Source organism: Paenibacillus sp. PK3_47 (assembly GCF_023520895.1).
GTDB lineage: Bacteria > Bacillota > Bacilli > Paenibacillales > Paenibacillaceae > Paenibacillus_AQ.
In genome coordinates, this window is record NZ_CP026029.1 from 2110615 (window position 1) to 2134012 (window position 23398).

At 50.4% G+C, this 23398-nt stretch carries 18 protein-coding genes; 2 read left to right on the forward strand and 16 right to left on the reverse strand.

What is annotated here, in order from left to right; all coding sequences use genetic code 11:
* Positions 1–168 precede the first annotated feature (168 nt).
* Complete coding sequence (locus tag C2I18_RS09625) at positions 169–1425, forward strand: MFS transporter (protein WP_249900968.1); 1257 nt, start codon at positions 169–171, stop codon at positions 1423–1425.
* Positions 1426–1611: 186 nt separating this feature from the next.
* Positions 1612–2883 carry a molybdopterin-dependent oxidoreductase gene (locus tag C2I18_RS09630; RefSeq protein ID WP_249900969.1) on the forward strand — a complete coding sequence of 424 codons (1272 nt, stop codon included), beginning with the start codon at positions 1612–1614 and terminating at the stop codon, positions 2881–2883.
* 96 nt (positions 2884–2979) lie between these two features.
* Here the strand turns inward: C2I18_RS09630 and C2I18_RS09635 are convergent, their stop codons facing one another.
* From C2I18_RS09635 to C2I18_RS09710, 16 genes are all read right to left on the reverse strand, one after another.
* Positions 2980–4038 (reverse strand): hypothetical protein, encoded by a 1059-nt coding sequence (locus tag C2I18_RS09635; protein ID WP_249900970.1) that lies wholly within the window; start codon positions 4036–4038, stop codon positions 2980–2982.
* 13 nt (positions 4039–4051) lie between these two features.
* Entirely contained in the window at positions 4052–5338 is a 1287-nt protein-coding gene (locus C2I18_RS09640) for an ABC transporter permease (RefSeq protein ID WP_249900971.1), read from the reverse strand.
* Positions 5335–6054, reverse strand: a complete 720-nt coding sequence (locus tag C2I18_RS09645) for an ABC transporter ATP-binding protein (protein ID WP_249900972.1) — start codon at positions 6052–6054, stop codon at positions 5335–5337. The genes C2I18_RS09640 and C2I18_RS09645 overlap by 4 nt, the downstream gene beginning before the upstream one ends.
* An 11-nt stretch (positions 6055–6065) precedes the next feature.
* Positions 6066–7787 (reverse strand): alkaline phosphatase, encoded by a 1722-nt coding sequence (locus C2I18_RS09650; RefSeq protein ID WP_249900973.1) that lies wholly within the window; start codon positions 7785–7787, stop codon positions 6066–6068.
* A gap of 190 nt (positions 7788–7977) precedes the next feature.
* Positions 7978–9990, reverse strand: a complete 2013-nt coding sequence (gene ligA, locus C2I18_RS09655) for an NAD-dependent DNA ligase LigA (RefSeq protein ID WP_249900974.1) — start codon at positions 9988–9990, stop codon at positions 7978–7980.
* A 99-nt stretch (positions 9991–10089) separates the two neighbouring features.
* Positions 10090–12459, reverse strand: coding sequence for a DNA helicase PcrA (gene pcrA, locus C2I18_RS09660; RefSeq protein ID WP_249900975.1), 2370 nt, complete (start codon positions 12457–12459; stop codon positions 10090–10092).
* A 61-nt stretch (positions 12460–12520) separates the two neighbouring features.
* Positions 12521–13231 carry a heptaprenylglyceryl phosphate synthase gene (gene pcrB / locus C2I18_RS09665; RefSeq protein ID WP_249902062.1) on the reverse strand — a complete coding sequence of 237 codons (711 nt, stop codon included), beginning with the start codon at positions 13229–13231 and terminating at the stop codon, positions 12521–12523.
* Positions 13232–13397: 166 nt separating this feature from the next.
* A complete protein-coding gene (locus C2I18_RS09670; RefSeq protein ID WP_249900976.1) occupies positions 13398–14261 on the reverse strand; it encodes a phosphatidylinositol-specific phospholipase C/glycerophosphodiester phosphodiesterase family protein in 864 nt (287 codons plus the stop codon).
* A gap of 92 nt (positions 14262–14353) precedes the next feature.
* The gene (locus C2I18_RS09675; protein ID WP_249900977.1) at positions 14354–15754 is read right to left on the reverse strand and encodes an undecaprenyl-phosphate glucose phosphotransferase; all 1401 of its coding nucleotides are present in this window, start codon (positions 15752–15754) and stop codon (positions 14354–14356) included.
* Positions 15751–16650: a glycosyltransferase family 2 protein gene (locus C2I18_RS09680; RefSeq protein WP_249902063.1), complete on the reverse strand. Its 900-nt coding sequence runs from the start codon at positions 16648–16650 to the stop codon at positions 15751–15753. Before C2I18_RS09680 ends, C2I18_RS09675 begins: the two co-directional genes overlap by 4 nt.
* A 226-nt stretch (positions 16651–16876) precedes the next feature.
* The gene (locus tag C2I18_RS09685) at positions 16877–17926 is read right to left on the reverse strand and encodes a glycosyltransferase family 2 protein (RefSeq protein WP_249900978.1); all 1050 of its coding nucleotides are present in this window, start codon (positions 17924–17926) and stop codon (positions 16877–16879) included.
* 162 nt (positions 17927–18088) lie between these two features.
* Positions 18089–18952, reverse strand: a complete 864-nt coding sequence (rfbD, locus tag C2I18_RS09690) for a dTDP-4-dehydrorhamnose reductase (RefSeq protein ID WP_249902064.1) — start codon at positions 18950–18952, stop codon at positions 18089–18091.
* Between the two features lie 8 nt (positions 18953–18960).
* Positions 18961–19983 (reverse strand): dTDP-glucose 4,6-dehydratase, encoded by a 1023-nt coding sequence (gene rfbB / locus C2I18_RS09695; protein ID WP_249900979.1) that lies wholly within the window; start codon positions 19981–19983, stop codon positions 18961–18963.
* Between the two features lie 74 nt (positions 19984–20057).
* The gene (locus tag C2I18_RS09700) at positions 20058–21251 is read right to left on the reverse strand and encodes a glycosyltransferase family 61 protein (protein ID WP_249900980.1); all 1194 of its coding nucleotides are present in this window, start codon (positions 21249–21251) and stop codon (positions 20058–20060) included.
* A gap of 13 nt (positions 21252–21264) precedes the next feature.
* The gene (locus C2I18_RS09705) at positions 21265–22572 is read right to left on the reverse strand and encodes an ABC transporter ATP-binding protein (protein WP_249900981.1); all 1308 of its coding nucleotides are present in this window, start codon (positions 22570–22572) and stop codon (positions 21265–21267) included.
* A 16-nt stretch (positions 22573–22588) separates the two neighbouring features.
* Positions 22589–23368: an ABC transporter permease gene (locus tag C2I18_RS09710; protein WP_249900982.1), complete on the reverse strand. Its 780-nt coding sequence runs from the start codon at positions 23366–23368 to the stop codon at positions 22589–22591.
* Positions 23369–23398 lie beyond the last annotated feature (30 nt).

Sequence of the window (23398 nt, forward strand, 5' to 3'; positions counted from 1 at the left end):
GATGAATCTTTGCAACACTTTTTTATAAAATCCTATTAAGAGAAATATTCAGCTTGGCCCAGGTACAAATTTAATTCCCATAATGCTGCGCTTGTGGCTACAATAGACCTTAGTAAACAGATGAACCAACATCCTGCGTACAAGCAGACCGATTAGAAAGGAGTTCAGATGCAAAACAATTCTACACCTGCTTCGCCTCCATTAATAAAGGAAAAGCAGGAGCAGCGGAACCTGCAGCAGGCGACAATCTACCGGATTCTGCTGGCTATAAGCTTTGTACATTTGTTCAATGATTCTATCCAGGCACTGATCCCGGCGATGTTCCCTACCCTAAAAGATAATCTGCTGCTCACTTACGCCCAGGTCGGCTGGATTTCTTTTGCGCTTAATATGACATCATCGGTGATTCAGCCGGTAATCGGCTTTGCCGCCGACCGCAAACCGCGCCCGATACTATTGCCGCTGGGAATGTGCTGCACGTTTGCGGGAGTGCTCCTGCTTGCTTTTGCCGACAACTATATACTCGTCATCCTGTCAGTCATGCTGGTAGGCTTCGGCTCAGCTGCGTTCCATCCGGAAGGCATGCGCGTGGCTCATATGGCAGCCGGACAGCGCAAGGGATTATCGCAATCTATTTTTCAGGTTGGCGGTAATGCCGGGCAGGCTTTGGGGCCTCTTCTGATGAAATGGGTGTTCATTCCCTTCGGACAGATTGGAGCGCTCGGATTCACTGTTATCGCTGCGGCCGGGATCGCCGTACAGACTTATGTGGCCAGATGGTATCGTGAAATGCTGGATGCCGGTTATACTTTCCGCAAAAAGTCCTCCGGCCGCACCATCGACCCTGCACGCAGCAAAAGCATTCTGTATGCAACAGTAATCCTCGTCTTCATCGTCTTTGTCCGTTCCTGGTATGGGGCTTCGATCGGCGGGTACTATGCTTTCTACTTAATGGATAAATACCAGATGCCGCTGGACAATGCCCAGGTCTATATCTTTTTGTATCTCGCGGCCGGTGCAGTAGGCACCTTCTTCGGCGGACCGCTGGCCGACCGTTTCGGACGCCGTAATCTGATTCTCGTCTCTATGATCGGTACCGTACCATTCGCGCTCGCGCTGCCTTTTGTGAACCAGTTCTGGGCGGGTGTCCTGCTGGTGATCTCCGGCTTCGTGCTGCTGTCCAGCTTCTCGGTCACGGTGATTTATGCCCAGATGCTCTATCCCGGCAATATCGGCACGGTCTCCGGACTGATTACCGGACTTGCCTTCGGGCTTGGTGGTATCGGATCTGTGGTGATTGGTGACCTGATCGACAAAATCGGAATTGGAACAGTGTTCGTAGCCTGCGGCTTCCTTCCGCTGCTCGGCCTGCTTGCCCTGCTGCTCCCCGGTGATAAAAAGCTGGAACAATGGGCTGCTGAGTAACCAGTATAGAGTTATTTTCTTATTGCAAGGTCCGTCATTCTCTGTCATGGAGATCGATGGACTTTTTTATTGCAAACTTCCGCTTATCCAGCAGATCCCTGTATTATTCAACAGCCCTTTTTTACGGTACAATTAGTTAAAAGTTTATATATCCATCAATATAGCGCCTTACAGGAGGGATAGCAGTTGAAAAAGGCACTGGCGAACATTCGCAAAGGATACGGGAAAAAGCTGGTTTCAATTCATAGGTGGAATGCCTGGCTGGTGCTGTTTCTGGCCTTGAGCGGGCTGCTGCTGGTCGGCGGATTTTGGCGGGAGCTGCTGGGTGAAGGCAGAGTGTGGCTGAAATGGGCGCATATCGGCTTCGGGCTGGTGCTTTTGGTGCCTGTTATCTATTATCTGCTGCTTGCCGCCAAGCATTGGAAGAGGTTAAAAGGAAAGACCGGCCAAAAGGCCAATGTGATTTTTGTGCTGGTCCTGCTGATTGGATGGATGATATCGGGGATCGTACTCTGGCAGTTCCGGCTTGCCGGTCCAAGAGCGGCCAATGCCGCGCTTCTGGTGCATGATCTGCTGACCTGGATCGGCCTGCCTGTCATTATCTATCATTCAATCACCCGGGTTAAATGGCTGCAGGAGCCTAAAAAGCGCTCTGTATTACCGGAAACAGCTGCTCCAGAAGACCCCGCCGGCAAACCTGTGCAATCTCCTGCCGCTGCGGCAAATCCACAGCCTGTGTACACACGCCGCGGTTTCATCAAGGCAGCTGTAGGTGCCGGGCTTGTGGTAACACTTGGACCTACTTTTGTCCGCTGGGCCGGCAAGACTTTTCAGATGCCCGGTATGGAGGACTTTGCAGCCAGCAACGCCAACGCTCTTATTCCGGATCCTGTACCGCTGGCAGACTCATCACCACCGGTCGGCGGAGGTGCGCAGGGGAATTTCCGTGTATACACCGTAACGCCTATTCCTTCATTTGATAATTCCAACTGGTCTTTTACAATAGACGGTCTGGTCAACAAGACTTTCACCTGGAACTGGGAGGAGTTCCTCCAGCTGCAGCGTGAAGTACAGGTCAGTGATTTCCACTGCGTTACCGGCTGGTCTGTATACAAAAACACATGGGAAGGTCTCCCCCTCTATAAGCTGCTGGATATGGCCGGCGTTAAAAATGAGGCTGTGATGGTAAAACTGTACTCTGGCGATGGCGTATATACGGACTCTCTGACAATGGCTCAGGCGCGTATGGAAGATGTGATGGTTGCCGTCATGCATGACGGAAAGCCGATTCCGAACCAGCTGGGCGGACCGGTACGCCTGGTTACTCCCCAGATGTATGCCTATAAATCGGTAAAATGGCTGAACCGGATCGAGCTCATAGCAGAGGATCATGTAGGCTATTGGGAACAACGGGGATACGATAAGGATGCCTGGCTGCCGGGGGCTAACCGTGTCTAGGGGCAACTGCCAGCCGTCTCCTCTCTCTGCAACTTTTTGAACATAAACAAGCCTTTGTATCCTCACTGAGGAATACGAAGGCTTGTTTTGCTGCTCTTACTTAAGGCTTTTGAAGGAAGCATCGTAGAGCCGGAACATAGTTTTATAGCCGGACTCGTCAATCTTGATGCCCACATCCAGCCGCCCGGTAATTTCCAGCGGATCAGAGGTGTAACGGAGCTTGCTGCCCTCAGGCACAAACACGATCATGATCTTGTTCCAGTAAGTTTCATCACCATTATCGAACGGACACTCCGCCCCCGGCTCGGGAATAAGCAGAAACCAGTTCTTTTCAAAAGAAAGCACCTCGCCCATAAAGCCCTTGATCGTCACTGTACTGCCGCTGAGATCCCAGAATTGCTCGGAGGGCCGGGTCTGGTCACTGCCGTCAAAAAATCCGTTCCAGTCGATTGCTGTATTTCCTGCGGCGGAGGTCACTGATTGGTGGACTGCAGCCGTGCCCTGGGGCGGGCTGGTCTCGGGAGCCGGACTGGCTGTGGCCGCTTCCGAAGGGGCCTTGGGCGGCTGAGCGGCCGCTGACTGGGCGCTGGCAACAGAAGAACCTGCTCCAGGGCTGGGATCTGCTGGCTGGTTGGCAGGAGCCTGCGTGATAGCAGCAGGTTTGGGTGAAGGCTTAGCAGAGGATGTAGACATGGCCGCTGCGTTGTCTTTGGCTGCTGCGTCCTTAATTGATGTGCCTATAACTGGCGTATCCTTGGCTGGTGGGGCTTTGGCTGATGCGTCCTTTGCCGCTATGCCTTTTATTCCTGCGCCTCCGCTCTCGTTTTCAGCATCTTCCGTTTTCTCCGCCTCTTTCACCGGTTCTTTACCCGGCTCAGATGGCGCCGCTGTCTCAGCAAGGGCAGGCGCAGAAGTGGCAGATGCTGCTTCTGCTGTTGGAAGGCTCTCCATGGCAAGAGAACCTTCTGCGGATTCTTTCGGGGATGCACTCACCTGCGCCGCAGTTAATGTCCCGGAACTGTCTGCTTCCTCCGCCGCCACAGCAAAAGCCTCTCCGCTGCCCTCAGAATCCGTATTCTGCCCGCAGGCCTGGAGCAGCAGCATGCCCATAACGGCTGCCGTCATTAAAACCAGCCTTCCCTGTAATCTTATCAATGGTGTATACCTCCTATGATTTGAACAAAGCAATCGGATGCATCCGGTACATCCGGAAAGCTGGTCCAAGTGAGGATAGCAGTCCAACGGACAAAGCTCCCGCTGCAATAAGCCAGTGGTCCGGCGTTAAATGAAAGGGCTCGATCTGGACGCCTGCCTGGGCAAACAGCGCATCCTTCAGCAGGTATGCTCCAAAATGGCCAAGCAGCAGGCCCAGGAACAGTCCGGCCGCTGTCACCAGCAGCCCTTCACTGGTCAGTGTCAGCCACACATAAGCCCTGGATTTTCCGAGCAGGCGCAACAGCCCGACATCCTTGGTCCGCTCCCCGGCGGCCGCGGTCAGAGACAGCAATATGGCAGTACCGGCCAGCAGCACACAAATGGCTGTCAGTACTCCGACAAGCCGGGAGCCCTGATCTACCGCATTCAGCACATCTGACACCGCCTTGCTTGTATAGGCGGCCTGTACTCCATTGCTGCCGTCAAGTGCCTCTTTCAGGTCATGTGCCCCGAGCAGACTGGCCGGCTTGACCAGCACAGCTGTAATCTTCCGTTCCTCAGGCGCAAGTCCATGTACGGCCCAGGCGTAGTCGACGGTTGTAAACACCGCACGGTCATCGGGAGTATGCAGCTCAGGCAAAATGCCTGCAACAGTGTAACGGAAGCTTTCATGGGCATGTTCTGCACCCTGTTCTGCGCCGTGCTCTCCCTCATGCTCTTCGTCCGTGGTATGTCCTGCCGCTTCTCCGGTCTCATGGTTTTCATCGTGGCCAGCTTCAGCAGCTTCATGACCCTCCGCCTGCACCAATCCATGCGCGCCCGAAAAGGTGTCGCCTGCTTTCAGTCCAAGAGTCCGGGCTACATAAGATCCAATGATTGTCTCACCCGTATGGCCGTACATGGAACCATCCTGCAGCCTGCTGTCACCGTACCGAGTAAAGAAGTATCCCGGATCTATTCCGACAATCGGAAACCCTTTGAAGTTATCTCCCGTTGTCATCGCATAGGCAGTATCTATGGAAGGATCGCCCTTCGCCTCTTCCAGAACGTCCAGCGGGATATTCCCGGTTGGCGCTCCGATATGGTAAAAGGTATTGAGTACCAGCTGCGTCTCACTGCCTGCTGCTCCAATGACCAGGTCAAACGGGCCATAGCCTTTCTTGGCCCCCTGCTCCACACTCTCCCTGGATAAGGAAAGGAGCACGATAAAAGCCACTGTAACCGCAACGGCACATACGGTAAGCAGTGACAAAAACCGCCGGTGGAGTACATTACGCAGGGTTAACCGGAACAGGCTCATAGGGTTACCTCTTCCCTAATGCCGCGGGGAATCTGCCGTCCCGGAAATGCCCCACGGCGGACTTCATTTACCTCCTGAATGTTCAGACAGCGCGGAAACCGCCCTGCCATATTCAGATCATGGGTTACTACGATCAGCGTATGTCCATTGGAGGTACTAAGGTTAAGCAGAAGTGAGGCAATCTCCTCTGCCGTCTCCCAATCCAGGCTGCCTGTAGGCTCATCCGCCAGCAGAAGCGGCGGATTGTTCACGAGCGCACGCACAATCGCTACCCGCTGCTGCTGGCCCCGCGACAGCTGGGAAGGCAGATGCCGGCCGCGGTCAGCCAGTCCTGCCTGCTCCAGCCAGCCGTCAACCACCCGCCTTTTTTCCTCATGCGGAAGCCGGGAGTGCATAGCAATCTCAATATTCTGCCTTGCTGTCAATGAGGGAATCAGATGAAAGTCCTGAAGCACATAACCAATGACAGACGCCCGGAAGGCATCCCGCTTCGCCTCGGTCAGATCAAGAAGATGCTGGCCGTTCACAACGATATCTCCGCTGTCTGCTTTCAGGATTCCGCTGATCAGGTGCAAAAGCGTGCTCTTACCGGACCCGCTGGGTCCGGTAATGGCAACATTTTCTCCTTTTGCAACATCCCAAGCGGGGATATCAAGGATCGGCACTGATCTTCCGTCAACTTTGAATTGTTTCTTAAGGTCTCTTATTTGGAGCAATCAGGCCACTCCTATCTCAGAATGATCCGTTCGGACAAAGAGTCCCAGGTTAATGTTGTGCCTTTCAGCTGGTTAAACGCGCTAAGCGGAAGGTACAAGACTCCGTTATCCACATCCACCGTGTACGCTGCTGCTTTACCGTTCAGCTTAGCTGTTTTGTCCGTCAGGTTAACATCAATGGCATTCTTTCCAAGACTGAGCCTGGCAGCTGCGGTATCGCCTTTATAGGTTCCTCCAAGCGCTTTGGCCAGAGCTTCGGCCGGATAGAGGACCTCGTTGTCGCGGCTGATTTTAAACTTCGGATAAACGTATTTGGACTGAAGTTCAGCAGAACGTTTCTTCAAATCAACACCTACTACAGCAGCACCCGCTGTTGCAATCTGAGTATTATCGACCTGCCCTTTCAGCTTGTCCGCAATCGGTCCATAAGCCCAGACCCCTACATCCACCGCAGAGTGGCCGTGACCGGACCAGCCCACAAGCAGGCGTTTGGAAATTACCGCGTTATACGCACCCTCACGTTTGTAGGAGGATCCGTCACCGTTCATGATCTGTGTCACTTCCTCATCGGAAAGATCAGTGATCCACGTATTCGCCGTTACGATACTGCGGATCTCTTCCGGTGTCTGCGCGGCTTCAAGATCGGCTGCCAGGCTTTCAGAGGAATGCTTCTGCTTATTCCACAGGTCAATGTTGATTTCGTAAATATTGTCGCGTGAGAGAGACAGTCCGCCCGTCTCATGGTCAGCGGTGACCACTACGGAAGTGTTGCCGTCTTTTTTGGCAAATTCAATCGCTGTCTTGAACGCGGCGTCGAAATCGAGTGCTTCCTGCACAAGGGTCGGCAGATCGTTGGCGTGACCGGCATGGTCAATACGCCCGCCTTCCACCATCATGACAAAGCCGTCTTTGTCCGCAGATAAAATATTCAGCGCTTTCGAGGTCATGGCCGCAAGGCTTGGCGTTTCAGCAGTCCGGTCCGGAACATAAGCAACATGCGAGCTGCCGAACAGGCCGAGAACTTTACTGTTTTTGGAGGTAAGTGCATTTAAGGCTGAAGTATTCTCAACCACTGTGTATCCTTTGGCTTTAAAATCAGGGAGAAGATTCTTGTCTGTGCGTTTGCCTTTGTCATCCTTGGTTACAAAAAACTGCTTGCCGCCGCCCATCAGCACATCTACGCCGCTCTCCAGATACTGCGAGGCAATTGCCGCTTCATTATCACGGTTGCGGACATGGGAGGCGTAAACCGCCGGTGTGGCATGAGTAATCCGTGCAGTGGTCACCAGACCTGTTGCCTTGCCGCTGTTCTCGGCTGCTTCAATGATGGAGGCAAAGGGCTTGGATACATCTTCATTGGAAACGCTGATGCCTGCATTGTATGTTTTGTGGCCTGTGGCAAATGCAGTACCGGCTGAAGCGGAGTCTGTGACGATCCCGGAAACGATTTTCCCGCCGTCTTCTCCACGGTCCGCATATGTAGTAGCTTGTCCTACGTAGTAAGGGTCGAGGTTCAGGTGACTTACTCCTTTGGTATACTGCTGAAAATATCTTGCTGCCGAAATTTGGGCCGGTCCCATACCGTCGCCAATCAGTACGATCAGATTTTTGGACTGGGCTTTTGCAGCTCCTCCTGTTCCATTAGTGCTTTGCGCAGCACCGGCGAGAGTCGCCCCCGAAACTACAGCTGCAGCCAATCCTCCAAAGACGATGCCTTTCATTAGCTTTTTCATGGTATACCCCTTCCTTGTTATGGTGATTCTTACCACATCTTATTCCTGAAAGATTAAGTCATTGTCAAAATAAGTTAATCATTGTATTAAATTATCAGCTGTTCATATATTGGTTAGAAAATAACAAAAAAAGCCCTGCAACCTTTTCCGCTTAACGGAGGGGTTACAGGACTTCTGAAAAATTAACAGCTTACATCTCCAGTAAACGGATCAGCTCTTCCTCATCCTCAATCACCTGAATGCCCAGCTGCTGGGCTTTGGCCAGCTTGCTGCCTGCCTTTTCGCCGGCGATGACCAAATCGGTTTTTTTGGAGACACTGCCGGAGACCTTGGCACCCAGCGCTTCCAGCCGCTCTGCCGCTTCCTCACGGGTAAGCTTCTGAAGGGAGCCGGTCAGAACGACTGTTTTGCCGCTGAAGAAGGAATCCGTGCTGACCTGACGCGGTGCTTCCGGGGCTTTGGGCTGTACACCCAGCTCCAGCAGCCGGTTAATGCTTGTAACTACAAACGGATCGGCAAAAAAGTTTACAATACTCTCCGCTACAATCCCGCCGATATCCGGCAGACCGGACAAGTCTTCAGCCGTAGCGTTCATGACCGCCTCCAGGCTGCGGTAATGATCTGCAAGCATCCGGGTCGTCGCTTTCCCCGTATTCGGGATGCCCAGGGCGTAGAGGAAGGAGGCCAGATCCCGGCCTTTGCTGTCCTCCAGCGCTTTGAGCAGATTCTCTGCTTTTTTCTCCCCGAACCGTTCCAGCTTCACAAGCTGCTCCGAAGTCAGCTCATATAAATCCGCGGGCTCGCGTACACTTAATTCCTCATACAGCTGCCCGGCAGTTTTGTCACTGAAGGTCTCGATATCCATCGCATCACGGGAGGCGAAATGGGTGATCCGGCTGATAATCTGCGGCTTGCAGTTCAGCTTGTTGTTGCAGAACAGATGCGCTCCGCGCATTTCCAGCGGGAACCCGCAGGCCGGGCATGCTTCAGGGAAAATAATCTCCCCTCCGTCGCTCTCCTCAGTGACCTTGCCCAGAATTTCAGGAATAACGTCGTTGGAACGGCGGATAAAGACCCTGGTACCCAGTGCATGCTTGAGATTCTTCCGCTCGATATCGCCGACATTATTCAGCGTACAGTTCTGCACGGTAACACCGGCCAGTTCCACTGCTTCGACACGCGCCAGAGGGGTTACTTTGCCGGTACGGCCCACGTTCCAGCTGACCGACTCCAGTATAGTAGTCGTCTCTTCCGCCTCGAATTTGTAGGCTACCGCCCAGCGCGGGAATTTGTCGGTATATCCCAGCACTTCGCGGGTCCGGAAGTCCGTCACCTTGATTACGGCTCCATCAATCAGATAATCCAGGCCGGAGCGGCTCTCCTCAATCTCTGCCAGCTGCCCGGTAACCTCATCAAAATTAGCGAAGTAAGTCAGGTAAGGGTTCACTTTGAACCGGTTATTCCGCAGAAAATCCATCATTTCCTGATGATCCGTAAACTGCACGCCTTCAGCATACCCTACGTTATAGAAATACGCATTCAGCCTGCGGCCGGCCGTGACTTTCGGATTCAGGTTCCGCAGTGCGCCGGCGGCTCCGTTGCGCGCATTTTTCAGCGGCTCAGCAGCCTTGCTGTTGTAGTCAGCCAGAACGGACAGATTCATGATGCCTTCGCCCTGTACTTCAATCAGCCCTTCTGTGAACGGTATCGTCAGGGGCACAGACTTGATTGTCTTCACCTGTGCTAAAATACCTTCCCCGGTTACACCATTTCCTCTTGTTGCGGCTTGTACCAATACACCATCACGGTAAGTCAGGTTAAGTGTCAGGCCGTCGAACTTCAGCTCTACTGCATAACAGGGATCAGGCAGCGGGGTATCCGGATTCTTGGCGTTGTAATCATTCACCAGCTTCAGCACCCGGGTATTCCAGCTCCGCAGCTGTTCGATATTCTGTGCTTTGTCCAGACTCCACAAAGGCGCCAGGTGGCGGTGCGGGGTAAAACCCTTCAGCAGTTCGCCCCCTACTCGCTGTGTAGGAGAATCCGGCAGCACAATCCCGCTCTCTGCTTCAAGCTGAATAAGCTTGTCATAGAGCACATCGTATTCCTTGTCGCTGACCTGGGGCGCATCAAGCGTGTAATAGTGGTAATTATACCGGTTCAGCTCGGCTACGAGCTCTTCCATGGTATGCATATCGTCCATCCGGGCACTTCCCTCCGTTATAAGGATACTGGCTAGCGTGACAGCGTAAGCCTCTCTTATCTTTATATTCTAAAAAAGCAATCGTTAACCGTATCCCAATTATTCTACCTTGGTAATCGGGGCAAACCCGGCCAGCAGGCGCTTCACGCCCACCGGTGCCGGGAAGGCAATCTGCAGCTCCGTATCATTGCCGGTGCCCTTCACGGACACAATGGTGCCGGTGCCCCATTTGCCGTGGGAGACTTTGTCGCCGGCCTTGAAGTCTCCCGGCGCCGCAGCCCCCGCTCCGCCAGCGCGCTGCGCACCACTGCCGGAAGTCACGGTCACGCGGCCCGTACTTGCCGCCGCGGACGCTGTACTGCCGCCAAAGCCGGCTGTGGCTCTGCCGCCGCCCGCCGCCGGCGCATTCCCGGCAGCGCCCATCCGGCTGCCGAAGTTCCCTCCGCCGCCGCCGCCGAAGCCGCGGCCGCCATAGGCACCGCCAACCTCCGCGCCGCCGCGCCGGAAGCGGTCCGGAGAATGGCCTGTATCTTCCTTAAGCTCCTCCGGAATCTCCTCCAGGAACCGGGACGGCGGGTTGGCCGTCGTCCGTCCGAACAGCGTGCGGCTCCGTGCACAGCTGAGGAACAGCTGCTTCTCCGCACGGGTAATGCCTACATAAGCCAGCCGTCGTTCTTCCTCCAGCTCTTCATTGTCCTGGAAGGCCCGGCTGTGCGGGAACACGCCTTCCTCCAGGCCGATGATGAACACCGTCGGGAACTCCAGTCCCTTGGCGCTGTGCATCGTCATCAGCACCACTGCATCATCGCGGTCCTCTTCATCGTCACCCACACTGTCGATGTCGGCAATCAGCGCAAGGTCGGTCAGGAAGGAGACGAGCGACTTGTCTTCATTATTCTTTTCAAATTCCATCGTTACAGACAGGAACTCATCAATATTCTCCAGCCGTGCACGGGATTCCAGCGTATTCTCATTCTGCAGCTCCAGACGGTACTGGGACAGCTCCAGAATTTTCTCCGTCAGCTCAGTGACAGACAAGAATTCCACCATCCGGTGCAGCGCTTCGATCATATCGTAGAACTCCACCAGCGCATTCCGCGTACGTCCGGCAAAACCGAGGTCATCCACCGTCTCGAGCACCCGGAAAATCGACACTCCGCGCTCTGCGGCAGCAACTGCCAGCTTGCCAATCGTTGTATCCCCGAGTCCGCGCTTAGGGACATTGATGATGCGGACAAGGCTGATATCATCATCCGGATTGGACAGCAGGCGCAGATAGGCCAGCAGATCCTTGATTTCTTTGCGGTCATAGAACTTGATTCCGCCGACGATCTGGTAAGGGATGTCCGACTTGATCAGAATTTCCTCTATTACCCGTGACTGCGCATTGGTCCGGTACAGGATCGCATGGTTCTGGTAAGGCTGCCCCTGCTTCACGTTCTTGCTGATCTCACCGGTAACAAAATACCCCTCATCATGCTCGGAGTCCCCGCGGAACACCTTGATCTTTGCGCCCTCATCTGAATCGGTCCACAGCTTCTTGGGCTTGCGCCCGCTGTTCAGGGCAATGACCCCGTTGGCAGCATTCAGAATCGTGGAGGTCGAACGGTAATTTTGCTCCAGCAGAATTGTCTTCGCTTCGGGATAATCCTCTTCAAAATTCAGAATGTTGCTGATATCCGCCCCGCGCCAGCGGTAAATGGACTGGTCGCTGTCGCCGACTACGCAAATCCGGTGATGACTGTCCGCCAGCATCCGGCACAGCATATACTGCGCTCTGTTCGTATCCTGATACTCATCCACATGAATGTACTTGAACTTCTTCTGGTAGAAATCAAGCACCTCGGGAACTTCCTTGAACAATTCAATCGTCTTCATGATCAGATCGTCAAAATCCAGCGAGTTGTTGCTCTTGAGCCGCTGCTGGTACTTGGTATAGATTTTGGCGACAAGTCCTTCAAAATAATCTCCGATCTTCTGCTCATACTGCGCCGGGCTGACAAGCTCATTCTTGGCCGTGCTGATGACAGCCTGTACAGCCTTAGGTTCAAATTTCTTGGTATCGATATTGAGATCCTTCATAATGTTCCGGATAACGGACAGCTGATCAGAAGAATCCAGAATCGAGAAGTTGGAGGTGAAGCCGATCCGTTCAATATCCTTGCGCAGAATCCGTACGCACATGGAGTGAAAGGTCGATACCCAGATATCGCGTCCGTCCGGACCGACCAGCTTGGAGACCCGCTCCTGCATTTCCCGCGCGGCTTTGTTCGTAAAAGTAATCGCCAGGATCGCCCAGGGCGGCGCTTTGCGGTTCGCAATCAGCCAGGCAATCCGGTGCGTCAGCACCCGTGTCTTGCCGCTGCCCGCACCGGCCATGATCAGCAGAGGCCCTTCTGTAGTCTCCACAGCCTGGCGCTGCGGGGGATTGAGCCGGCTGACGGCATCATGTATGTTAACAAGTTGCATGTGTAACATGCTCCTTTCCAATGTAAGCTTAGAATGTCAAAAGCAGCTTCATCTATGAACGTTAATCCAGATGAATCTGCGGTGTCTTTTTAACGGCATCTACTGTAAGCAGTGCCTGCTCTATATCACGGTAAATAATATTACCTACAACCACTGTATCGCACAAGGCAGCAGCCTGTTCGGCTTCCTCTCTGCCTATAATGCCGCCTCCATAAAAAAGCCGGCTGTATTCCACACTCTCTCTTACCGTCCGCAGTGTATCCATATCCCCGAACCTTCCGCTGTACTCCACGTATACAACGGGAAGCTGCATCAGCTTGTCTGCAATCTGGGCATACGCACCCGCAGCATCAGCACTAATAGAGCATTCCGCAGCCGTCAGACGGGCTACAGCAGAATCTCCGTTCAGCACGATATACCCCTCAGCCAGCAGCAGCTCCCAGGGAATCAGGCTTCCGAAGCGCTCGATGGCCTTCCGGTGATGGCCGGTCATCCAGGCCGGATCAGGTGTATTCAGCACCATCGGAATCATATATACATCAAAACCGGGCACGATCGCTTCCATATCCGATACCTCCAGCGCACACGGCAGTTCATACTGCTGTATTCTGGAGAGCAAATCAATGGTGTTGTCATAGGTTACTCCGGTGGAGCCTCCCACCAGTATGGCATCCGTTCCGGACAGGCAGATTGCTGCAAGCTCCTCTTCCCCGAGTTCACGGTCCGGATCCAGCTTGAAGATATGCCGCCACGGCTGTATCATTTGCCGCATTTCATTCATTCCTCTTCCACCCTATCCACTGATCTACAGCAAGAATCTGTTCATGCCAAAAACACTCCCGCCTTCGCAAAAGCTATAACTCTAGTCTATGCCAGCACGAAGGGGAGTGTCAATTTAAAGCATGCAAAAAATACGAACGTTTTTTCGCCTTTTTCTGTTACATTCCCCGGATGCTGCCAATGTCATCTTCGGAGACAAAATCGGTATAGAAGCCGTCAACACCGAGCCGGGCCAGCTTCATAATTTCTTTTTCATCATTAAGGGTATGCACGTAGATACGGGCTCCGGCCTCTTTCAGCTTCTTCACAAAACCCTTCTCAGCCCTGGCCGCAGGCATCGTAATATCCACACCGGTCTCCTTGGCGAATTCAATGACAGCTTCGTCGCTGTCCTGGGACTGGTACAGTGTGTAGATCACCTCAGGAAAAACATGCACTTTGTTGACCATATCCAGCATATCCCGGCTGTAAATCTGAGGTACAATCCTTTCCAGCAGGGATGGATCACGGCGCTCAGCCGCTTGGACAATAATCTCAAACTGCCGGGTTACAAGCTCAGGCTCCAGCTCTTTCGTATCTGTGACGATATAGGCATCCGGATACGCGACCATCAGATCAAGTATACGGTCCATGTCCAGCGGAGAATAAATACCCAGAATCGGGCTGTCCATAAACTCCGCATAACTCAGTACGGTTCCTTGTTTGGCCGCAGGAAGCACCTCCAGCTGGCCCAGCAGCCGGCTCATATTCCCGGTCCACTCATGGCGGGCAACCAGCTCCTGGTCTGTTGTAAGCAGAAGATCCGTCTCAAACACACGTGTTCCCTGTTCATAATTGGCGACAAAAGCGTCAAGTGCGTTGGTATAGGTATACCCGTTAATGCCTCCCATAGCGTGTGCGACTACCCGGTGGGCAGCGAAGCCGTTTGCAGGCTCTTCTTCCTCCCCCAAGGTAATCAGGAACAGGAGAGAGAGTCCCAGAATCATGATAACGAATGCGGTTAGCTTTTTTTTGTTCATCATTAATAGTTTCCTTTACCGGTCTGGAATTGGAAAAAGAAAAAACGGCTGTGCCTTATAAAAGGGGAGCAACCGTTTCAATGTCAGGTATAAGATCAGTAAGCGTTTTTGAAGCCGTTGCGGATCGTCTTGAAAATAATCCGGATATCGAACAGCAGCGACCAGTTTTCAATATAGAAAATATCATGCTTGATCCGGTCCTCAATCGACGTATCGCCGCGCAGGCCGTTGCTCTGGGCCCAGCCGGTAATGCCCGGACGCACATGATGCTTCACCATATACTTGGGAATTTCGCCGCGGAACTGCTGTACATAATAAGGACGTTCCGGACGCGGTCCCACCACGCTCATCTGGCCGAACAGCACATTAAAAAATTGCGGCAGCTCATCCAGGCTTGTTCTGCGGATAAACGTCCCAAACCGGGTACGGCGGGGATCTTCCTTCGTACTCCAGCCGGTATCCTCTTCCCCGTCACGCTGCATCTTCATCGACCGGAACTTATACATCATGAAGTTGCGGCGGTTCAATCCCACCCGCTCCTGCTTAAAGATCACAGGACCCGGAGAGGTCAGCCGGACACCTACAGCTACAATCAGCATGACCGGGGACAGCATAATAATCGCGAACAGCGAGAACACAATATCAAACAGCCGTTTGGCCAGCTTGTTCCCGGCCATATCCAGCGGAATATCGCGCACATTGATCATCGGCATCCCGGCAAAGTTGTCAAAGTAAGGACGCGCAGGCAGGTAATCGAAGAAATCCGGGATGATCAGCGTGCGCACACCCGCTTTCTCGCAGGCGGCAATAATGGAAGGATACTTCGAGTGGGCATCCAGCGGGAGCGCCAGGATCACCTCATCCACCGGCAGCATTTCCAGGATTCCGGACAGCTGATCCACCTTGCCGAGAATCGGCTTGTAGCGTTGCTCCTCGATCCCGTCCCACACATGGAAATCATCCAGGAACCCTACAGCCTCATACCCCAGCTCGGGGTATTGCTCGAGATTATTGTAGAATCTTTTGCCCAGCGTGCCTGCACCGATGATCAGTACAAACTGTCTGTTCAGACCCTTTTGACGCAGAGACTTAAGCATTTTTTTGAGCACATAACGGTACAGCATAATGGAAAGAATATTAAAGCCCATGTAAATGGCAAGATATTGCCGGGATACGTCGATTTCCTTCAGGAAAAACATCAGGCCAAGCAGGATGAAGATAGCCATGATATGCACTTGAAAAATCTTGAGGAACTCCTCGACGAACCGCTTCTTGCGCTTCGGGACATACAGGGACAGCACAATCCCGATCAGCACAGCAACCGCAGCATACACAAAACTCCAATAAGCATAGGATTCTACAGGTAGTGTATTATAGGATTCCAGCCAGCCGCTCCGGAATTTCAGCCACCATGCCGCCAGAAAGGACAACTGGATTACCAGAAAGTCGGCAACCATATACAGCTGTGTCAAAAATCTCTGGTTACGGCGAATCATAATCTCACCTCAGCTTTTGATTCATTCTGCCGTCCTGCTTCCATAGACCCTGCCAGGCTCTGTGCCGGGGAAGGCACGGGCCGTGGATTTCTAAGGGCATTTACTCCGAGCGACAGCAGAAACTTGACGCCTACTCCAGCGTATACCGCTCCATTTATCATACTGTTGTACTGCTTGCGATAATGCTTGCGGTGGAACAAAATCATCGCTCTATGAAACTCATAGACGATCTTGAACGGCCTGCGCCGCGCGCTGCCGCCCTTCAAATGCACGATGGAGGTTGCAGGGTAATAGTGGATCCCCCAGCCGGCCTCTTTAATCCGGTAACACCAGTCCAGATCCTCACCATACATAAAAAACGCTTCATCCAATCCGCCAACCTGCTCAATGGTCTCCCGCCGGACCAGCATAAATGCGCCGACAAGGGCATCTACGGGATAATCCTGGTCAGGGTCCAGGTAACCCAGCTGGTAGCCGTTGTATTTGGGTTTATCCGGAAACAGCCTGCTGAAGCCAAACGCATAATAGAAGGAGGCAGACGGCGTCGGAAACCCTCTCTTGCAGGCCTTATCCAGCGAGCCATCCGGCAAAATCACCTTACAGCCAGAAGCACCAAGATCTGGCCGGCTGTCCATGAAGGATACCATCGTCTCCAGCGTATCCCGGCGGACAACCGTATCGGAATTGAGCAGCAGCACATAACGGCCGGAGGCAGCCTCCATCCCCTGGTTATTGCCGCGGGCAAACCCGACATTCTCTGAATTGGCAATCAGCGTGAGGTCCGGAAACTCCCGTCTGATCTGTTCTACCGAATTATCATGAGAGTTATTGTCTATTAAAATAATTTCATAGGAATAGTCCGTTTCCGATTCATATACCGACCTGATGCAGTCCATCGTCAGGCGGCAGGTGTTGTAATTGAGAATTAATATACTTACATCTACATTCACTGCACTACGCTCCTGACAAAAATAGTAATCTATCGACAACCATTATAACATAAAACCCTCCCTGGTAGGCATAGGCCGATAGGGAGGGTTTTACATAAATGCTTTGCGGATACCAGAAAAAACAGTCCAGCTGTTGGCTTCACAGGCAGTAATATCGACTCTGTGTATTTTTCTACTTGCTGGTTCTGCCCTTCGCTGCCGCAGCCTTAGCCTGGATATAACGCCGCTTCCGCTTAAGATTACTAAGCTGTGAGAAAAAGGTAGACCATGCCGTAATCAGCTTGGGTTCCCTAAGCAGCATATACCCGTGGGCAGCAATCTCGTAAGGCAAAGAATAGATTAAGGTCCGCAGGAGCGTGTTTGCCGGTTCATTTTTGTATATCGTTTTATATCGGTTAATGTAGGAAATCCGCCGGATAAACATCGGCTTCCCGCTCCGCCCTGACGTTTTCCAGCCCCGTTCATGGTAACCCACTGCTTCGGCATCATAGTAGCCTTTCCACCCGAACAGCTCCGCCCGCCACGCAACATCTACATCTTCTTTATAGGCAAAAAAATCGCCGTCAAAAAACTCTCCTTCGACAGTGATATCGTCAATCATCTGCCGGGAATACATTGCAGCCGCACCGGAAACGCCGAATACCTCTCCCGACTCCATCCACTGGATGGCAGGTTCACCGGCCCCACGGTCAAACGCCCTCCGGGCCCTATTCATCCGCAGTCCTGTGCTGTCTATCAGAGTAGGATCAGCCTTCAGCAGAAGTCTGCCCGTAGCACTGCCAATCCGGGAGTTAGACTCCATCTGCATGATGAGCCTTGATACATAGTCTGGGGCCAGCGTCAGATCCGGGTTCAGTACCAGCACATAATCTGTATCAGTGGCAGCTATCGCCTGGTTGTGGGCGGGGGCGAAGCCGGTGTTGAGTTTGTTTTCCAGGAGAAGCAGCTCGGGGAGAGCGGTCATGATGGTTTTGTATGCTGCACTATCAGTACCGGCAGCTCCTGAATCCTCAGCACCAGGCTGCTCACCTTGGCGGTATTCTGCCTCTACTCTGCTGTAAAACTCCCGTAGCTTTTGTGCACAGCCATCCTTTGAGTCATTATCCACGACCACAATCTGCTTGATCGGGTAGTTCTGGGCAAGCACCGCTGTAAGACAATCTGCAATATCATCTGCGCTGTTATAGGTAACGATATGTACACTGACTGTTTTGTTGTTCATTTGGGCCCTCTATGTTTTCGTATTCGGTCTTTTTTTGAAAAGCTGCTGCTTTCCATTATAACGAAAACAGAATAGCGCGGCTATGCCGCCTTTCAGGAGTACTGGTTCCACAGCAAAAAAACTCCTTTCCCGCAATAACGGTTAAGGAGTTTCCTTCATACTCTACTCTTTAAGCTCCAGCAAAAAGTCTCTAAGTCCCTCACGCCATGGCCGTATATCCTGGAATCCGTTGGTCCGGATCGACAGATGGTCCATCACCGAGTAGCCTGGACGGGGCGCCGGACGCGGGAATTGATCCGTACCGCACGGTTCCAGCTTAGCGGTGAACTTAAGGCCCAGAATATCTTCTGCCTCAGCAAAGATTGCTTGCGTAAACTCGTACCAGGTACAGGATTCACTATTAGAAGCATGGTATACGCCGTACTTCTCAGTTTGGATCAGCTCCAGCAGGAACCCAGCCAAATCCACTGTGTAGGTGGGAGAACCTTTTTGGTCATTCACAACCTGCAGCAGCGGCTTTTCCTGACCCAGCTTCAGCATCGTTTTGACAAAGTTGTTGCCGTATTTGCCATACACCCAGGAAGTGCGAACAATGAAATACTTGGAGGACAGGGACTGTACCAATATCTCGCCTGCCCGCTTGGACTTGCCGTAAATGCTCTGAGGATCTGTATTGTCATATTCGTGGTAAGGCTTTGTACCTTTGCCGTCAAAAACATAATCGGTACTGATATACACCAGTTTAGCTCCGGTTTTCTCGGCAGCAAGCGCTACATTCCGGCTTCCGGCAGCATTGATCAGATATGCAGCATCAATATCCGTCTCCGCTGCATCCACCGCTGTATGGGCCGCACAGTGAATGACAGCGTCGGGCTGAAATCCTGCGATGACCTGAATACACTGGTCGAGATCCGTAATGTCCATCTCCTGGCGGTCACAGCCGAGCACCTCATGCCCCTGCTTTTGCAGCAGCAGCACAAGGTCCTGGCCCAGCTGTCCGTTCGCTCCCGTAACAAGCACCTTCATTGTGGACATTACAGAGAGTCCCCCAGGCGGCTGCCGTATTGAAGCTCGGCATATTTCTGATATTCCCCGGACTGGATGCGGGTCCACCATTCCTTATGGTTCAGGTACCACTGAATCGTTTCCTTAATGCCCGTCTCAAACGTATGCTTCGGCTTCCAGCCCAGCTCGTTGGTAATCTTCGTCGGATCAATACCATAACGGCGGTCATGGCCGGGACGGTCCTGCACATAAGTAATCAGGGATTCCGGTTTGCCCAACTCCTCCAAAATGGTTTTTACAATATGCACATTCGTCCGCTCATTGTTGCCGCCGATGTTGTACACTTCACCATTAACACCTTTATGAATCACGAGGTCAATTGCGCTGCAGTGGTCCTCTACATACAACCAGTCACGGATATTAAGCCCGTCGCCGTACACCGGCAGTGCTCCATCATTCAGCGCGCGGGAGATCATCAGCGGAATCAGCTTCTCCGGGAATTGATAAGGGCCATAGTTATTGGAGCAGCGGGTAATATTAACCGGCAAGCCAAAGGTTTCATGGTAAGCACGCACAAGCAAATCGCCGCCAGCCTTGCTCGCGGAATACGGACTGTTCGGAGTCAGCGGCGTTTCTTCCGTAAATAGCCCCGTTTCACCCAGCGTTCCGTATACCTCATCCGTAGACACCTGCACAAACTTTGTCACATTGTATTTCTTCGCCGCATCAAGCAGCACCTGAGTCCCCAGCACATTCGTCTTCACAAATACATCCGGCTCTAGAATACTCCGGTCCACATGCGACTCCGCTGCAAAATTGACCACAACATCCACGCCCTGGCCAATCAGCTCATCCATCGCCGCAACATCCGTGATGTCTGCTTTGACGAACGTATAGTTCGGATTACCTTCCACAGATTTCAAGTTTTCCAAGTTTCCTGCATAGGTCAATGCATCTACGTTAATGATTTTGTATTCAGGATGCTGCTGCAGCATGTAAATTACGAAATTGCTGCCGATAAAGCCGGCCCCGCCGGTAATGAGAAGTTTCATGAAAAGGCTCCTTTATTTTTAATTTATACTATGCTTACTCCCACTTAGTTAACATGGATAAAGCTCTGCAGTTTTTATATATTCCGAGCCCTTATTTCTTCTTTAATTATTCTGACTGAATTTTGCTGGGATATAAGCATTTTTCTGTTATGTTTTTTTGCATAAATCCGTGCGAATTTCAAGAAATACCAGATATAATTTTTTATAGTTTTTATATTAAACTGCAAGTTTCGAGGAATAATCATATCTTTTTCTTTTGCAAACCTTTTTAGATTCCCATTAAAACCCATCAAAAATGGACCTAAACCGAAGCAGACAGGGAATAATTTCACATACACATCAATACAGGAGATTTTAACATCCATAATATTATCAATTACCATTTGATAACCGTTCATTAACTCCATTTTATTTAGGACGATTACTTTTTGCCCCTCTTTAGCAAATAATAAATTATGTGTAATACTCCCTGATACTGCTGCCATACTGTCACAATTCCGTAAGTAATAAATTTGCTCACTCAACGTCAATTGCTCAGGAGCCAATACCTTGTATCCATTTGCTGCGAACAAGGCTTCAATCTCTTCTTCTCCACGCTCCTTATTTAGAGCAGCAGAAAATTTCCCGCGCGTAAAGTAAACATGAGAATAAGGTGTTATGTCGGGTACATTAATGTTTGAAACAATAGTACGATAAATATCTTTAAAATCCTCAGTATAATAATTCCTCTCAATGTAGGAAAATTCAGGAATAATCACAGAACGAAACTGCATAGGCTTTCTCACATCAATTAATTGATCCTCACTAAGTCCAAGTAGGTACATAAATTCGAGAAAATTCCCCCACAGACTCGTCTGTTCATTCCCCCAATTCCAACCGCAATAAGCTATCCGCAACTTCTTGACGTCTGGGAGTATAAACCATAATCTTGAAATTTGATCACATATAAAGTGTCCCCAATGAGCTACAAACGGTCCCATAAATACTACAGTCTCATCACATTCCTGCACAGACTGCTTATCATAATCGTAAAAGCCCCCGAAAAGATGCCCATCCCTGGTCTGAGATTCCTTTACGAAATGACCCTCTTTGTCTAGCACCCCACCAAGAGCCCAGGAAACCGATGAATCCCCTTTAGCTGGAAGGATTATCCCCCCTTCAACCTCTTTAACGGTCAGAGGGGTTTTCCTTAGATATTCTTGCTTCTCATTTTCCATGTAAGCCCGGGCATTGTCTTCGTTGACAAACAAGTCTACATACTTTCCCATATCTCGTTCCCCACTATTTTTTGATAATCATCCCGTCTACATCCCAAACGTGGCGCATGCTAACAACACCTGATTCATTTGTTTCTTCACTTTTAATAGATATAGCGACAATTCTTCTGAGAATATCGTACTCAACTCCACTGTTGCCATAAATATATACATTCAAAAAATATTTTCCGTTTACTAAGTTATTGTTTAAAAAGGAAAATTGAATACGTCCCTCTTTCAGAGCTTGAAATTTCCTTCTTGTATCACTTTCAGTAGATACCTCATAACACGGAACACCATCATCTCTGACCAAACCTACTGTAACACTTACAGGTACACCATCCATAGCACTTTTATAGGCCATATTGATTGCAAATGGTTCTCCTTTATCAAAAATCTGTTTTTCTTTCCCCTCTTCATCGACTACTACCACATTTGTGATTTCAACATCTCCATTACCACTTCTACGGGAGTCAGGATCATACTGGGGCGCAATATCACGACATGTAAGACTTCGGTTTTCCTTCTTAGCTAGCCCTACATCTGTACTATTTTTAATGAGGTTTTGATATTCCATTTCAGCTCTCTGTATTCTTAGATTCTCCATTTCTTCAAGATAATTAGGACACACTACCCGAGCCGGGCCATCTTCCCTAATAAGGCCGTTCTCAAGCCAAATTGCCCTATTACATAGTTTCTCTATTTGACTTGTTGTATGAGATACAATTACGATAGTCATCCCGCTGTCCTTCATAGCCATAATGCGATTAAAGCATTTTGTTTGAAATGCTGCATCACCCACACCCAATATTTCGTCTACCAGAAGAATCTCTGGGTCAACATTAATAGCTACTGAAAAGGCAAGACGCATGTACATACCTGAAGAATATGTTCTTACTGGCGAATCAATAAAATCTTCTAGTTCAGAAAATTCTATAATTTCATCAAGTTTTGCATCAATTTCCTTGTTAGTGTAGCCAAATATGGAGGCATTTACGTAAATGTTCTCACGGCCTGTCATATCTGGATGAAAGCCTGCTCCCAATTCGATTAGACTGGATAATCTTCCTCTAATTATTATTTCCCCTTCATTAGGCTTTAGGAGCCTGGAGAGCATCTTTAATGTTGTACTTTTGCCACAACCATTTTTTCCGATAAGGCCTATAACCTCACCTTTTCTAACCTCAAAGCTTATACCTCTTATTATATCTCGCCGCTCAAACTTTGCTCGTTTTACATTAGAGAGGATTCCCTTCAACGTTTGGCTTTTATCTGCAAATAACTTAAAAGATTTTTTCACATTTTTAACTTCAATAACTATATCTTCAGACATTGTTATCCTCCTGTAACTATATCTCTTCCGCAAAACCAGGCTCAAGCTTGCGGAAAATAAACTCAGCAATCATCAATTGGACCAATGCAAAAGCAGCAGCTATCCACAAACTTGATATATCCGGAATTTCCTTATAATAAAGTATTTGTCTATAGGCGCTAATCACTGGAGAAAGTGGATTCCAGGCAAGTATAGAAGCCAAAAACCCATTTACCATATCAGGTTCAAACAAAACCGGTGTTACCCAAACGCCCGCCATCAGAACCATTTGAACAATATACTGAACATCGCGAAAATAAACAGTAACTGCTGATAAGATAATTGTTATTCCCAGAGCCATTATAAATTGGATTGCTATTACCAATGGAAGATAAAGTAATGCCTCGAAGTTGAATCCAAGTCCGCCTATAAAAATCAGCGCGAATATAAGAATAAATGTCAACAATAGATTAATAAATCTCGCAATAACAGTAGATATTGGAATTATTTCATTTGGAAAGTAAATTTTACTCACAAGATTTGATTGTCCTACAATACTTACCGTCCCTTGTGACATACAGTCAGTAAAGGTTAGCCAGGGCATCATTGCTACAACTAAGAATAAATAATAGTTCGGAACATCATATCGCATAACTTGCGAAAAAACCATTATATACACCAACATTTGACAAAGCGGGATAATTAGATTCCAAAAAAAACCCATTACAGATCCCTTGTAACGGCCTCGCAGATCTCTTTTCACGAGACCACTGATAGTTCCTCTATATTGAATAATTTCATTAAATCTACTAAACATGCTTTTCCCCCATTACTCGATCAGTTTTTC